We start from the raw sequence: 14,006 nt of genomic DNA, 5'->3' as shown, positions 1-14,006 counted from the left end.
GGGGCGTGAAGTATGCAGAGCACATCGCCGACCTCGTCGGGAACACGCCCCTCGTCAAGCTCTCCTCGGTCACCGACGGCATCAGGGCCACCGTGCTGGCCAAGGTGGAGTACTTCAACCCCGGTGGGTCGGTGAAGGACCGGATCGCGCTGAAGATGGTCGAGGCTGCGGAGGCGTCGGGCGAGCTGAAGCCCGGCGGCACCATCGTGGAGCCGACTTCGGGCAACACCGGCGTCGGCCTCGCGCTGGTCGCGCAGCGCAAGGGCTACAAGTGCGTGTTCGTGTGCCCGGACAAGGTCAGCCAGGACAAGCGTGACGTCCTGAAGGCATACGGCGCCGACGTCGTCGTGTGCCCGACGGCGGTCGCCCCCGACCACCCCGACTCCTACTACTCCGTCTCCGACCGGCTGGTCCGCGAGATCGACGGCGCGTGGAAGCCGAACCAGTACGCCAACCAGAACGGTCCGGCGTCCCACTACGAGTCGACCGGCCCCGAGATCTGGGACGACACCGAGGGCAAGGTCACCCACTTCGTCGCCGGCGTCGGCACCGGCGGCACCATCACCGGCACCGGCCGCTACCTGCGCGAGGTCTCGGCCGACCGCGAGGGCGGGCGGGTGCAGATCATCGGTGCCGACCCCGAGGGCTCGGTCTACTCCGGTGGCACCGGTCGCCCCTACCTCGTCGAGGGCGTGGGCGAGGACTTCTGGCCGACCGCCTACGACCCGAAGGTGGTCGACGAGGTCATCGCGGTCAGCGACGCCGACTCGTTCGACATGACCCGCCGCCTCGCCCGCGAGGAGGGCCTGCTTGTCGGAGGTTCCTGCGGCATGGCCGTGGTCGCCGCCCTGCGCGCCGCGAAGGACCTGCCGGAGGACGCCGTCGTCGTCGTGCTGCTGCCCGACAGCGGCAAGGGCTACATGAGCAAGATCTTCAACGACGACTGGATGAACTCCTACGGCTTCATGCGGGCCGGTGGCGAGAAGACCGTAGGGGAAGTGTTGCGCAGCAAGGCCGGTGACCTCCCGGCCCTGGTGCACACGCACCCGTCGGAGACCGTCCGCGACGCCATCGAGATCCTGCACGAGTACGGCGTCTCGCAGATGCCGGTCGTCAAGGCGGAGCCGCCGGTCATGGCGGGTGAGGTCGCCGGGTCGGTCAGCGAGCGTGAGCTGCTCGAAGCCCTCTTCAACGGCACGGCCCACCTCACCGACTCGGTCGAGAAACACATGGAGCAGCCGCTGCCGCTCGTCGGCGCCGGCGAGTCCGTCAGCTCGGCGCGCGCCGAGCTCGAGAAGCACGACGCGATCATGGTCGTCGAGGACGGCAAGCCGGTCGGGGTGCTGACCCGCGCCGACCTGCTTGTCTCGCTCGTCGACTGAGTTGTGTGGGTGAGCGTGCGCCATGGCGCACGCTCACCCACATGAGTCGGCGTCAGCGCAGCCGGGCCGCCATCGACTCGGTCGGGGCCGGGGCGTGGTCGGGGTGCAGGATGCCAGCGAGTGCCTCGACCCCGTCTACCAGTCGCGGGCCCGGGCGGGCGAAGCTCGCGTTGGCGTCGACGGCCCAGACGGGTATGCCGTCCGGCAGCTCGCCGGTGTCGATCACCTTGTGCGCCAACGCTGTTGAGTCGTCCAGGCCGTAACCGCATGGCGCGCAGACGACGACCTCCGGCTCGCTCGCGCGCACGTCGTCCCAGGTGACGCGCACCGACTTCTCACCGGCCGACCCGAGGGCGCTGACACCGCCCGCGCGCTCCACCATCTCGGGCACCCAGTGGCCCGGCGCGAACGGCGGGTCGGTCCACTCCAGCACCAGCGCCCGCGGGCGGGCACGGCCACGCACGGCCGACTCCACGGCATACAGGCGCTCTCGCAGGCCGGCCACGACGGCGCCGGCGCGTGCCTCGCGACCGGTCGCCGCGCCGAGCGTGACCACGGAGCCGAGCACCTCCTCGAGGCTGTGCGGGTCGATGGTGAGCACCTCCGCGCGACACCCGAGGTAGGTGAGGGCGTCGTCGACGACGGACACGTCGACCGCGCACACGGCGCACAGGTCCTGGGTGACGACGAGGTCGGCGTCGAGCGCGGAGAGAGCGCCCGCGTCGAGGTGGTAGAGGTCCTCACCTGCGCGCATCGCCGCCGCGACGAAGTCGTCGATCTGCTTGGGGGACAAGCCTTCCGGCATCGCGCTCGTCGACACGATCGTGCGCGACCGGGCCTCGGCGGGCGTGTCGCACTCGAACGTCACGCCGACGACGTCGTCACCGGCGCCGAGGCCGAACAGGATCTCGGTGGTCGAAGGCAGCAGCGAGACGATCCGCACTCGACGACCCTATGCCAGCCACCGGAACGCTTCGAACTGCGAGTTGGGCCGATCGGGCGTACGTTGCCCAGTTGGGTGGGTGACGCAACCAAGCGCGCACCCGACCCGCCCAAGGTGACCAGGAAGGAATTGTCGATGACGACAGCAGCCTCACCCACCGATCCGGGGGCAGTGCGAAGCCTCATCCCGTTCCGTATGGACCGGCTCCCGTGGGCGCGGTTCCACTGGATGGTGGTCCTGGGCCTCGGCACGGCCTGGATCCTCGATGGTCTCGAGATCCAGTTGGTGGCGTCGGCCGGGTTCCAGAAGACGCTGGACATGTCGAGCACCGAGGTCGGCCTCACCGGCACGATCTACCTCATCGGCCAGGTGGTGGGTGCGCTCTTCTTCGGGCGCCTCACCGACACCCTCGGTCGCAAGCGGCTGTTCGTCATCACCCTCGCCATCTACCTCATCGGGTCCGGTGTGGCCGGCTTTGCCTGGAACGTGTGGTGGCTGTGGATCTGGCGCTTCATCGCCGGCCTCGGCATCGGCGGTGAGTACACCGCGATCAACTCCGCGATCGACGAGCTGATCCCGGCGAAGTACCGCGGACGCGTCGACATCGCGATCAACGGCACCTACTGGTTCGGCGCGATGATCGGCGCCTTCGCCAACATCTTCCTGCTCGACCCGAAGCTGGTCTCGGAGAACTGGGGCTGGCGGATCGGCTTCTTCGTCGGCCCGGTGCTGGGTCTGCTGATCATCTGGCTGCGCCGCCACATCCCGGAGAGCCCGCGCTGGATGGTGACTCACGGCAAGGGTGAGGAGGCCGAGCGCATCGTCAGCGAGATCGAGCACTCCGTCGAGGAGCGTGGCGTCAAGCTGTCACCGGTCGACGAGAGCAAGGCGATGCTCATCAAGGCCAAGGAGAACCTGCCGTGGAGCGTGCTCAAGGAGGTCTTCTTCAAGAAGTACCCGAGACGCACGTTCCTCGGGGTCACGATGATGGTGACGCAGAGCTTCCTCTACAACGCGATCTTCTTCACCTACATCCTCGTGCTGAAGAACTTCTACGGCCTGTCCGGGTCGACCGCGGAGAAGTTCTTCTTCCCCTTCGCCGTCGGAAACCTGTTGGGGCCGTTGCTGCTCGGCCACCTCTTCGACACCATCGGTCGGCGCAAGATGATCTTCGGCACCTACCTGCTGTCGGGGTCGATCCTGCTGCTGTCGGCGTTCCTGTTCCGCGCCGACTCGTTGACGGCGACCACCCAGACGTTGCTGTGGTGCGGTTCGTTCTTCTTCGCCTCCGCCGGTGCGTCGTCGGCCTACCTGACGGTGAGCGAGATCTTCCCGCTCGAGGTGCGCGGCCAGGCGATCTCGTACTTCTTCTCCATCGGCCAGGTCGTCGGCGCGTTCGGGCCGACCATCTACGGCGCGCTCATTGGCGACGGCACCGACCGCACGCCGCTGTTCTGGGGCTACATCCTCGGTGCCTGCGTGATGATCTTCGGTGGCCTCGTCGCCTGGTTCTTCGGCGTCAACGCCGAGGGTCAGTCGCTCGAGGACGTCGCCGACCCGCTCAGCAAGGTCAGCGACGACCCGCCGCTCGAGCCGGCGCGGGCGTGAGGGGAGGTCGTCATGGCAGGTGACAACGCGGCATACACGATCGTCGTCGGTGTCAGCGCGACCTCGAAGTCCCCGACCGCGCTGCGCTGGGCGGCCGACCTCGCCCAGCTGCGGCACGGTCGTGTCGTCGCGGTGCGGGCGTGGCGACCGACCCCGCCGCAGACCGCGTCGCGGGTGTCGCCGTCCCCGGTGCACGAGGACGTCGACGCCGCGCGCGACCAAGCGCTCGCAGACTTGCAGGCCGATGTCGAGGCCGCCCTCGGCCGCGACCACGGCATCGAGGTCGAGCTGGTGTCCGGCGGTCGGCGCAAGGCACTGCTCGCGGCCTCCAAGGGTGCCGACCTGCTCGTCGTCGACGCCCCACGGCGGCTCGACCTCGGGTCGGCGCCGGGCTTCGCCCAGCGACTCGTGTATGCCGCGACGTGCCCTGTCGTGGTCATGCCACCGAGCGTCTCGGGGGCGCCGCAGACACCGCTCGAGCGGGCAGCGACCGCGGTGGGTCGCAGCGTCACCGAGGCCGCCGGGCGGGCCGGTCGACCCGGCTTCAGCCACCCGAACCCCGACACCGCCTGAGGGGCTCGGGTTATCGTCGAAGGGTGCAGCCGCAGTGGGAGTCGCCGGTCGAGAAGGCGATCCGCGAGGCGCAGGAGCGGGGCGAGTTCGACAACCTGCCCGGCGCCGGAAAACCCTTGCGGGGCATAGGAACTCCCGCTGGTGACGACCCGGACTGGTGGATCAAGGGGCTGGTGCAGCGCGAGCAGCTGGACCTGACCGGTGCGATGCCGCCGGCGATCGCGCTGCGCAAGGAGAAGGCGACGTTCCCCGAGTCTCTGGCCGACCTGACGTCCGAGGAGTCGGTGCGGGCGGTGCTCGAGGACTTCAACCGGCGGGTCAAGCTCGACCGGTTGCGCCCGGCCGTCGGGGCAGCCTCGCCACTGATCGCACCCACGGTCGACGTCGACGACATGGTGCGGCAGTGGCGGGACCTGCGGGAGCAGCGGGCAACCGAGCGAGCGGCCGAGCGACGAGCGGCGGAGGAGGCAGCGGCCGGGGCCGTCAGCCCAGCGGCAGGTACATCACGTGCAGGCCGACGCGGCCGTGTGTCCTGGATTCGAAGGCTGCTGGGACGGTCGTGAGCACCTCGAACCCGAGTTCCTGCCACAGGTGCACGGCCTCGGTGTTGGTCTCCACGACCGCGTTGAACTGGATGGCCGCATAGCCCTGGTCGCGGTGCCAGCGGACCATGTCCTCGGCGAGTGCCCGGCCGACGCCCTTGCCGCGTGCGGCCGGCCCGACCATGAAGCTGGCGGTGCCGACGTGGGCCCCGCGGCCCGGTCGGTTCGGCCCCATCTTGGCGCTGCCGAGCACGGTGCCGTCGTCGTCGACCACGACGACGGTGCGACCCGGAGGCCGCTCCCACCACAGGTCGGCGATCTGCTCGTCGGTGAGGCCTTCGGGGTAGGCGTACGTCTCGCCGTCCTCGACGATCGCCCGGAAGATCGGCGCGAAGGTGGACAGGTCCTCGGCGGTGAAGTCACGGATCAGCACCCCTCGACGCTAGGCCGGGCCCCGCACCGGACGCCAACGGGTTTGCGGGGTCGTCCGTTTGGTCCGGTTCTGCCGCAAAGGTGCGAGAACCGGCCAAGGCGCGCCCGCGGCATACCTAGTCTTGGCGCATGTCCCGCCGCATCGCCGCCCTCGCCCTCGTCACCGTCGTCGCCTCCGGCGCGGCCGTCGCCGCCCCCACCACGGCCGGTGCCGCGACCCCGCCGATCCGGATCGTCAAGATCCAGTACGACTCGCCGGGCGCGGACCGCGGCGGGAACTCGAGCCTCAACGCGGAGTACGTCGTCCTCAAGAACACGACGAGCACCGCCCGCTCGCTGACCGGGTGGACCCTCAGGGACAAGGAGGGCTTCACGTACAAGTTCCCGAGCTTCACCCTCAAGGCCGGCGCCACGGTCACGATCCGCACGGGCAAGGGCACCGCGACCTCGACCACTCGGTACTACAACCGCACCTGGTACGTCTGGAACAACACCGGCGACACGGCCTACCTGCGCGACAGCCGAGGCGTCCTCAAGGACTCGTGGGCCTTCAAGGACGCCTCGGCCGCGGCGTACTACGTCACCCGCCGCTGACCGGCGGGCACACGCTCACTCGTCGGCGGACTCGGCGCGCAGGACCTCCTGCTGCGACGGCAGCTGGTCCTGCTTGACGATGCCGACGGGGCAGGTCATGCCCTTGAACCCGTGGTTGCAGTAGCCGCCGGGGTTCTTGAAGAGGTACTGCTGGTGGTAGTCCTCGGCGTAGTAGAACGGCCCTGCGTCCTTGGCTGACCGGATCTCGGTGGTGATGGGCCCGAATCCGTTGTCGGTCAACACCTTCTGGAACGCCTCCTTGGTCGCCTCGGCCGCGAGGCGCTGCTCCTCGGTGGTCCAGTAGATGGCCGACCGGTAGGCCGTGCCGATGTCGTTGCCCTGCCGGTTGGCCGTCGTGGGGTCGTGGTTCTCCCAGAACTCCTTGAGCAGCAGCTCGGCGCTGGTCTGCTCGGGGTCGTAGGCGACGAGGACGGTCTCGGCGTGGCCGGTGCGTCCGGTGGTCGTCTCCTCGTAGGTCGGGTTGGGCGTGAGCCCGCCCATGTACCCAGCCGCGGTCGTCACGACGCCCGGCTGCTGCCAGAAGATCCGCTCGGCACCCCAGAAGCAGCCCATGGCGAAGTAGATGACCTGGGTGCCCTCCGGCCACGACCCCTCGACGGGCGTGTGCAGGACGAGGTGCTCAGGGGCGATCTGGAAGGGCCGCTCGTCGCGCCCGCGCAGGGCGGTCTCGGCGGTGGGCATCGTGGACTTGTCGCGGCTGAAGAACATCTCGACTCCGTTTCGGTGGGTGCACCTGTACCAACCATCCTCGGCCACCCGCTGATTCCCCGCAGGGCTGTGCCCTGCGCTACTGAACTTTGGCCCAAAGTTCGTGGGCGCTGGGAAGGTTCCGGGCACTGGCGAACTTTGGCCCAAAGTTCGCGGGCCGGAAACCGCGGTGCGGTGCGGGGCCTGGTCGCGAGAGGGTGGGGGCATGGTCGACATCGTGGAGGTCAGTGGGCTCGACCCGGCCCGGGACGAGCTGTTCCGCGCATGGGCGGGGGTCTTCGAGGCGAGCGACCGCGCCGAGTTCGGTGACGACCACTCCTCGTGGACGGTCGAGCAGCTGCGCGAGCTCGAGCGGGCGACCGACAAGCGCCGCTACGCGTGGGCTGCGGTCGACGGGGACACGGTCGTCGGTGCGGTCGGGCTGGTGCTGCCGTTGCGCGACAACCGCTCGATGGCGGCGATCAACCTTGCGGTCCACCCCGACCACCGCGGTCGTGGCGTCGGCGCCGCGCTGCTCGCGCGCGCCGAGGACCAGTCCGCGGCCGAGGGCCGCTCAATCTTCATGGCCGAGAGCCAGTGGCGAGAAGACGGCGAGGACAGCGCGGCCGCGTTCGCGACAAGCCACGGGTATGCCGCGGCGCAGACTGTGCTGCGCAGTTCCCTTGCGCTGCCAGCGGATTCGGCTGCGCTCGGTGAGCTGGCCGCGGGCGGTGAGCCCGCGGCATACACGCTGCGCAACGTCGTGGGTCCGCTCCCGGACGAGCTGCTTGCGGCGCGGGCCGAGCTGAGCCGGCGGATGAGCACCGACATCCCGCTGGGCGACCTCGTGCTCGAGGAGGAGGTCTGGGACGAGGCGCGCGTGCGCGAACAGTACGACCGCATCGAGGCGATGGGCCGCACCGCCATCGACACGTATGCCGTGCACGCCGCCACCGGCGACGTCGTCGGCTACACCCAGGTGCAGGTCTCCCGGAACGAGCCGCGCATCGCCTACCAACAGGACACGCTCGTCATGCGCGAGCACCGCGGACACGCGCTCGGGCTGCGGATGAAGGCCGCCAACACCCTCGCGGTGATGGAGGTGAGCCCGGACTCGCAGGTCATCCGGACCTGGAACGCCGACGACAACACCCACATGCTCGCGGTGAACCGCCGGGTGGGCTATGTCACGGACGCCTACCTGCGCGAGTGGCAGAAGGACCTGCGGTGAGCCTCGTCGCGGTCGAACCGGGGACGTCACTCGGCGAGGTGGTCTCGATCCATGTGGCACCGGCACGGAAGGTCCCGACCAGGCCGGTGGAGTCGGTGGTCGCGGAGGCGGGGGTGGGGCTGGTCGGTGACCGCTACCACGGCAGCCGGCACCGGCACGTGACGATCCAGTCGGCGCCCGACCTGGCGGCCGCGAGCGAAGCGCTCGGGTCGACGGTGGAGGCGGGGGCCACGCGGCGCAACCTCACTGTCTCCGGCGGCCCGCTGCCCGGGAAGCCGGGGGCGCGGGTGCGGGTGGGGGAGGAGGTGCTGCTCGAGGTGGTACGGCCGGCCGCCCCCTGCCGGTTGCTCGACGACTGGATCGGCGAAGGGGCCATGAAGGCGATGCATGCCCGCGGTGGCAGCGTCTTGCGGATCCTGTCCGGCGGCACCATCGCTGTCGGCGACCGGGTCGTGGTCGAGTCGGCGCCGGAGACGCCCGCCGAGGCACCCTGAGCGGCGCCCGGAGCGCGGGCTAGCCTTGCCGGCATGAGTGAGCAGAAGGCGTCGACCGACCGCGAAGCACGCGAGCCCGGGTTCTCCACCCGCGCGATCCACGTCGGCCAGGACCCCGACCCGACGACGGGCGCGGTGGTGACGCCGATCTACCAGGTCTCGACCTACAAGCAGGACGGCATCGGCGGGTTCCGCGGCGGCTACGAGTACTCGCGCTCGGCCAACCCGACCCGCACGGCGCTGGAGACCGGGTTCGCCTCGCTCGAGGGCGGTGACCGGGCGTTCGCGTTCGCGTCCGGCCTGGCCGGCCAGGACACGCTGCTGCGCGCCCTCCTCAAGCCCGGCGACCACGTCGTCGTCCCGTCCGACGCCTACGGCGGCACCTACCGCCTCTTCAACAAGGTGCTCACGACGTGGGGCATCGACCACACGATCGCTGCGCTCGCGGACCCCGAGGCGCTGCGTGCGGCCATCCGCCCCGGCAGCACCAAGCTCGTCTGGGTCGAGACGCCCACCAACCCGCTGCTCGGCATCGCCGACATCGAGACGCTCGCGGGCATCGCCCACGACGCCGGCGCGCTCCTCGTCGTCGACAACACCTTCGCCTCGCCCTACCTCCAGCAGCCCCTGTCGCTCGGCGCCGACATCGTCACGCACTCGACCACGAAGTACGCCGGCGGCCACTCCGACGTCGTCGGTGGCATGGTCGTCGTGGGCAAGGACATCGCCGTGCCGGAGTATGCCGACGCGGCGGATCGCGTTGCGTTCCACCAGAACTCGATGGGTGGCGTTGCCGGGCCCATGGACTCCTGGCTCGTGCAGCGCGGGCTCAAGACGCTCGCCGTGCGCATGGAGCGGCACTGCGACAACGCCGAGCGCGTCGTCGAGTTCCTCACCGGGCACCCTGCCGTCTCGGCGGTCCACTACCCGGGGCTGGAGAGCCACCCCGGCCACGAGGTGGCGGCCAAGCAGATGAAGCGGTTTGGCGGCATGATCTCGTTCCAGGTCAAGGCCGGCGAGGATGTTGCCGCCAAGGTCTGCGGTGAGACCCAGCTGTGGACGCTGGGCGAGTCGCTGGGGGGCGTCGAGTCGCTGATCGAGCACCCGGGCCGCATGACCCACGCGTCGGTCGCCGGCACCGAGCTCGAGGTGCCATCCGACCTCATCCGGCTGTCGGTCGGCATCGAGGACGTCGACGACCTCATCGACGACCTGCGGCAGGCGCTGGACCGGCTCGGCTGAGTCGAATCTCCTGACACCGCCATGAGTCTCGCGCTCGCGGTCGACTTCGGGTCGACCTTCACCAAGGCTGCCCTCGTTGACGTCGGCAGTGGTGGCCTGGTCGCAACGGCGTCCCACCGGACGACGATCGACACCGACGTGCTCGACGGCTACCGCAGCATCCGCGCCGAGCTGGCGGGCCACGGCGACGCGGCCGAGGTCGTCGCCTGCTCGAGCGCGGGCGGTGGCCTGCGGCTCGCGGTCGTGGGGTACGAGCGCGAGGTCACAGCGGAGGCGGGGCACCGCGTCGGGCTGTCGGCGGGTGCGCGGGTCGAGCACGTCGCGAGCGGGAGGCTCGACGGCGCCGGGGTGAAGGCCCTGCGCGCGAGCCGCCCCGACATCGTGCTGCTCGTCGGCGGCACAGATGGCGGCAACGCAGAAGTGTTGCTGCACAATGCAACCCGACTCGCCAACGTGCGGATCACCGCACCCATCGTCGTGGCGGGCAACGCCGACGCGGCCGACGAGGTGGCCGCCATCCTCGCGAGCACGGGCCGCACCTTCACCGTCACCGACAACGTGCTGCCACGCATCGGCGTCATCGCGCCCGATGCCGCGCGGGCTGCGATCCGGCAGGCTTTCCTGCACCACGTCATCGGCGGCAAGGGCCTGTCCCGCGGTCCCGAGTTCGCTCGGCTGGTGCAGGCCGCGACACCTGACGCGGTGCTCGCCGGCGTCGAGGTGCTCGCCGAGGCGGTCGACGGTGACGTGCTGGTCGTCGACGTCGGCGGCGCCACCACCGACGTCTACTCCGTCATCAACCCCCAGGGCGAGGACGCCGGGCTGGCCAAGGACGTCGTCGCGCCGCTGTGGCACGCGCGCACGGTCGAGGCCGACCTCGGCATGCGCTGGAACGCCGAAGGAGTGGTCGAGGCCGCTGCCCGCGAACACCTCGACGTGCCGAAAACCCTTGCCCCGTATGCCGCGCGGCTGGCTGCCGACCCGGCTCACCTCCCTGCCGGGCGAGACGAGGTGGAGCTCGACCTTGACCTGGCGCGGACCGCTGCCGTGGTGGCCGTGCGGCGCCACGCCAGACCGCCCCAGCCCGGGTCGAGCCCGCGGCCCCTGGCCGACGTCAGCGTCGTCGTGGGGTCCGGCGGCGTGCTGCGACACGGAGCCCCCACCGACCGCGACGCGGTCCTGGCGGCAGTCACCGCCGACCACGCCGGCGGCTGGAAGGTGCCCCGCGACGCGCGCGTGGTGACGGACACGGCATACCTCCTCGCGGCCGTCGGGCTGCTGCGCGAGGCGCACCCGGACGCCGCCCGCGAGCTCGCCGCGACAGTGGTCGGTGGTCGGTCCTAGCGTGGAGTGATGGCTGACGACGAGAAGTTCCCCGTACCGCCCCACCCCCAGCTCGACCTGGTCGTCATCGACTGTCCCGACGCCCTTGCCCTCGCGCAGTTCTACGCCCAAGTGCTCGGCTGGGAGCTCGAGGATGGCTCCGACGAGCGGTGGGCGACCCTCGTGCCCCCGGGCGGCGGGCTCAGCCCGGACAACCCCGAGGGCCGGACGTCGTTGGCATTCCAGCGGATCGATGACTACGTCGCACCGACCTGGCCCGGCGGAGAGCACCCGCAGCAGTCCCACCTCGACCTGTGGGCCGGCGACATCGACCACCACGAGCAGGCAGTGCTGGCGGCCGGCGCGACCCGGCACGAGCACCAGCCGTCGGACCAGGGCAGCTTTCGGGTCTACACCGACCCGGTGGGCCACCCGTTCTGCCTCATCGGCCGTCCGACGAAGTGACCGCGGGCGCCTGACCGGGGCGTGCGGGAGAGCGCGCCACCGGGCGCTAGCCTGCGCTCCATGGCATCACCGTTGCTGTCCGTCACCCTGGACGACGTCCGCGCTGCGCAGGACCTGCTCAGCGGCGTCGTCCGACCGACTCCGCTGGAGTACAGCCGCGCCCTCTCCGACCGGGTCGGGTGCGAGGTCTACCTCAAGTGCGAGAACCTCCAGCGCGCCGGGTCGTTCAAGATCCGCGGCGCCTACACGCGGATGTCGCGCCTCACCGACGAGGAGAAGGCGCGCGGCGTCGTCGCGGCCAGCGCCGGCAACCACGCCCAGGGCGTCGCCCTCGCCGGCCAGCTGCTCGGCATCGACGTCAAGGTCTACATGCCGCACGGCGCCCCGATGCCCAAGCTCATCGCCACCCGGGCCTATGGCGCCACGGTCGAGCAGGTCGGCACGACCATCGACGAGTGCCTGGTGCGGGCCAAGGAGTGGGAGGCCGAGACCGGGGCGGTCCTGATCCACCCGTTCGACCACCGCGACATCGTCGCCGGGCAGGGCACGGCGGGGCTGGAGATCCTCGACCAGCTGCCCGAGGTCAAGACGATTGTCTGCAGCGCCGGCGGTGGCGGCATCCTCGCCGGGATCGCGGTGGCCGTGAAGAGCCAACGCCCCGACGTGCGGCTGGTGGGCGTGCAGGCCGAGCAGGCCGCGGCATACCCCCTGTCGTTGGCGGCGGGGAAGCCGGTCGCCTTCGAGAACATGGCGACCATGGCGGACGGCATCGCCGTCGGTATGCCGGGCGACGTCCCCTATGCGCTCGTGCGCGACCTCGTCGACTCGATCGAGACGGTGAGCGAGGAGGAGCTGTCGCGGGCGCTGCTGTTCGTCCTCGAGCGCGCCAAGCTCGTCGTCGAGCCCGCCGGAGCGGCCGCGGTCGCCGACCTGCTCAAGCACGCCGGGCGCCCGATGGACGGACCGGTCGTCGCCGTCCTCACCGGCGGCAACATCGACCCGCTGCTGCTGCTGCGGATCATCCGGCACGGCATGGCCGCGGCGGGGCGCTACCTGCAGTTCCGGGTGCGCGTCTCCGACAAGCCCGGCCACCTCGCCAAGCTGCTCGCCGACTGCGCCGCTGTCGACGCCAACGTCCTCGAGGTCGAGCACATCCGCACCGGCACGACGATCACCGTCGACGAGGTCGAGATCGGCCTCCAGCTCGAGACCCGGGGCCAGCAGCACTGCGAAGAGGTGCTGCGGACGCTGCGCGGCAAGGGCTACGAGCTGCGCTTCGGCTGAGCCGACACGACAAACGGCGGTTGCGCGGCATACCCCTCAGCAATTGCTGGTGGGGACGGCGCGCAACCGCCGTTTGCGAGGTGAGGTGCGGGGGCGTCAGCCGGTGTAGGGCTTGGCGTCCTTGACCTTGACCTTGATGGTCTTGCCGTTGGGGGCCTCGTAGGAGGCGGTGTCGCCGACCTTCTTGCCGTTGATCGCGGCACCCAGCGGCGACTTCTCGCTGTAGACCTCGAGGTCGGAGTCCTCGATCTCGCGCGAGCCGAGCAGGAACGTCACGTCGTCGCCGAACATGTCGACGGTCACGACCATGCCGGGCTCGACGACACCGTCGTCCTTCGGGGTCGCGCCCACGACGGCGTTCTCCAGGAGCTGCGTCAGCTGGCGGATGCGGGCCTCCATCTTGCCCTGCTCCTCCTTGGCCGCGTGGTAGCCGCCGTTCTCCTTGAGGTCACCCTCCTCGCGTGCCGCCTCGATGCGCTTGGCGATCTCGGTGCGGCCTTCGCCGGAGAGCTGGTCCAGCTCGGCCTTCAGTCGGTCGAAGGCGTCCTGGATCAGGTAGCTCGCGGTGGGGGTCGCGGTCTCGCTCACGGTGATACTCCTTGGCTGTGGTCTCGTGCCGGCGTCCCAGCGCCGCACAAGGGGTGTTACGCAATGCGGTCCGGACCCCCGCCCATCGGGCGTGCAGGTCCAGACCGCTCGGTGAAAGGTCGAGTCTAACGCCCGGTACGCACCCGGTCCATTTGGTTGCGTGTGGTGGACACGCCCGCGGTCAGTCCTTGGTGCAGCTCTTGACCGTGCCGGTGACGGCCCGGGCGGCGGTGCGGATGACCTCTCGGCGACCCACCGTGGTCTGCGTGGTGCCGGGCACCTTGACCTCGATCGCGCCCACGACACCGAAGGTCTTGTCCAGCGCCTCCACCCGGCACGTGACGGGCGTGTTCGCAGGTCGCGTGACGTCAAACTGCACCTGCACGCTGCGGTCGTCGACCACCTTGTAGCCGGTGTCGGTCCAGGTCACCTTGCCGACCGAGTTGGCCAGCGCCAGCCACACGGCCACCGCCGTTGCCAGCCCGACGCCGACGATGCCGACGACCCACCAGCGACCGGTGCCGGGGGCGGGGCGGGGCAGTGGCATAGGAGGACCTTTCCGGGTGTTGACGCAGCGGTGAGAGGATGGTTCGTGGG

16 protein-coding genes are annotated in these 14,006 nt (G+C 70.5%); 11 read left to right on the top strand and 5 right to left on the bottom strand.

The window, feature by feature from the left end; genetic code table 11:
• Positions 1–5: 5 nt before the first annotated feature.
• Positions 6–1,382: a cystathionine beta-synthase gene (locus HJG52_RS11570; RefSeq protein WP_171243720.1), complete on the top strand. Its 1,377-nt coding sequence runs from the start codon at positions 6–8 to the stop codon at positions 1,380–1,382.
• A gap of 52 nt (positions 1,383–1,434) precedes the next feature.
• Here the strand turns inward: HJG52_RS11570 and HJG52_RS11565 are convergent, their stop codons facing one another.
• Entirely contained in the window at positions 1,435–2,325 is an 891-nt protein-coding gene (locus HJG52_RS11565) for an ABC transporter substrate-binding protein (RefSeq protein WP_171243719.1), read from the bottom strand.
• Between the two features lie 135 nt (positions 2,326–2,460).
• On the opposite strand from HJG52_RS11565, the gene HJG52_RS11560 reads away from it, so the two are divergent.
• Genes HJG52_RS11560 through HJG52_RS11550 form a run of 3 tightly spaced genes read left to right on the top strand, consistent with a single transcriptional unit; the run spans position 2,461 to position 5,069 of the window.
• Positions 2,461–3,933 (top strand): MFS transporter, encoded by a 1,473-nt coding sequence (locus HJG52_RS11560; RefSeq protein ID WP_240977794.1) that lies wholly within the window; start codon positions 2,461–2,463, stop codon positions 3,931–3,933.
• 12 nt (positions 3,934–3,945) lie between these two features.
• Positions 3,946–4,506: a universal stress protein gene (locus HJG52_RS11555; RefSeq protein WP_171243718.1), complete on the top strand. Its 561-nt coding sequence runs from the start codon at positions 3,946–3,948 to the stop codon at positions 4,504–4,506.
• A 23-nt stretch (positions 4,507–4,529) separates the two neighbouring features.
• Positions 4,530–5,069: a DnaJ family domain-containing protein gene (locus tag HJG52_RS11550; protein ID WP_346767703.1), complete on the top strand. Its 540-nt coding sequence runs from the start codon at positions 4,530–4,532 to the stop codon at positions 5,067–5,069.
• On the opposite strand, the gene HJG52_RS11545 is transcribed toward HJG52_RS11550, so the two are convergent.
• Complete coding sequence (locus HJG52_RS11545) at positions 4,990–5,481, bottom strand: GNAT family N-acetyltransferase (protein ID WP_171243717.1); 492 nt, start codon at positions 5,479–5,481, stop codon at positions 4,990–4,992. The genes HJG52_RS11550 and HJG52_RS11545 overlap by 80 nt on opposite strands.
• Positions 5,482–5,609: 128 nt before the next feature.
• Here HJG52_RS11545 and HJG52_RS11540 point away from each other — a divergent pair, with 128 nt between their 5' ends.
• Positions 5,610–6,074 carry a lamin tail domain-containing protein gene (locus HJG52_RS11540; RefSeq protein ID WP_171243716.1) on the top strand — a complete coding sequence of 155 codons (465 nt, stop codon included), beginning with the start codon at positions 5,610–5,612 and terminating at the stop codon, positions 6,072–6,074.
• Positions 6,075–6,089: 15 nt separating this feature from the next.
• Here HJG52_RS11540 and msrA read toward each other — a convergent pair whose 3' ends face one another.
• A complete protein-coding gene (gene msrA, locus HJG52_RS11535; protein ID WP_171243715.1) occupies positions 6,090–6,803 on the bottom strand; it encodes a peptide-methionine (S)-S-oxide reductase MsrA in 714 nt (237 codons plus the stop codon).
• A 205-nt stretch (positions 6,804–7,008) separates the two neighbouring features.
• Between msrA and HJG52_RS11530 the strand changes: the two genes are divergently transcribed.
• The 6 genes from HJG52_RS11530 to ilvA are packed head-to-tail and all read left to right on the top strand — an operon-like array spanning position 7,009 to position 12,821.
• Entirely contained in the window at positions 7,009–8,013 is a 1,005-nt protein-coding gene (locus HJG52_RS11530; RefSeq protein ID WP_171243714.1) for a GNAT family N-acetyltransferase, read from the top strand.
• On the top strand, positions 8,010–8,507 hold the full coding sequence (locus tag HJG52_RS20815; protein ID WP_171243713.1) for an MOSC domain-containing protein: 498 nt from the start codon (positions 8,010–8,012) through the stop codon (positions 8,505–8,507). The genes HJG52_RS11530 and HJG52_RS20815 overlap by 4 nt, the downstream gene beginning before the upstream one ends.
• Positions 8,508–8,540: 33 nt before the next feature.
• Entirely contained in the window at positions 8,541–9,749 is a 1,209-nt protein-coding gene (locus HJG52_RS11520; protein ID WP_171243712.1) for a cystathionine gamma-synthase, read from the top strand.
• A gap of 21 nt (positions 9,750–9,770) precedes the next feature.
• Positions 9,771–11,093 (top strand): glutamate mutase L, encoded by a 1,323-nt coding sequence (locus HJG52_RS11515; protein ID WP_171243711.1) that lies wholly within the window; start codon positions 9,771–9,773, stop codon positions 11,091–11,093.
• Between the two features lie 9 nt (positions 11,094–11,102).
• Complete coding sequence (locus tag HJG52_RS11510; RefSeq protein WP_171243710.1) at positions 11,103–11,537, top strand: VOC family protein; 435 nt, start codon at positions 11,103–11,105, stop codon at positions 11,535–11,537.
• Between the two features lie 60 nt (positions 11,538–11,597).
• Positions 11,598–12,821: a threonine ammonia-lyase gene (ilvA, locus tag HJG52_RS11505; protein ID WP_171243709.1), complete on the top strand. Its 1,224-nt coding sequence runs from the start codon at positions 11,598–11,600 to the stop codon at positions 12,819–12,821.
• A 96-nt stretch (positions 12,822–12,917) separates the two neighbouring features.
• Here ilvA and greA read toward each other — a convergent pair whose 3' ends face one another.
• Together greA and HJG52_RS11495 are read right to left on the bottom strand one after the other, a co-directional pair.
• Complete coding sequence (greA, locus tag HJG52_RS11500) at positions 12,918–13,409, bottom strand: transcription elongation factor GreA (RefSeq protein WP_171243708.1); 492 nt, start codon at positions 13,407–13,409, stop codon at positions 12,918–12,920.
• Between the two features lie 181 nt (positions 13,410–13,590).
• Complete coding sequence (locus HJG52_RS11495; RefSeq protein WP_171243707.1) at positions 13,591–13,956, bottom strand: DUF4307 domain-containing protein; 366 nt, start codon at positions 13,954–13,956, stop codon at positions 13,591–13,593.
• Positions 13,957–14,006 lie beyond the last annotated feature (50 nt).

Source organism: Knoellia koreensis (assembly GCF_013041615.1).
In the GTDB taxonomy this organism is placed as follows: Bacteria; Actinomycetota; Actinomycetes; order Actinomycetales; family Dermatophilaceae; genus Pedococcus; species Pedococcus koreensis.
The sequence above is the reverse complement of the archived record's forward strand: the minus strand, read 5'-3'. Positions and strand labels throughout refer to the sequence as shown.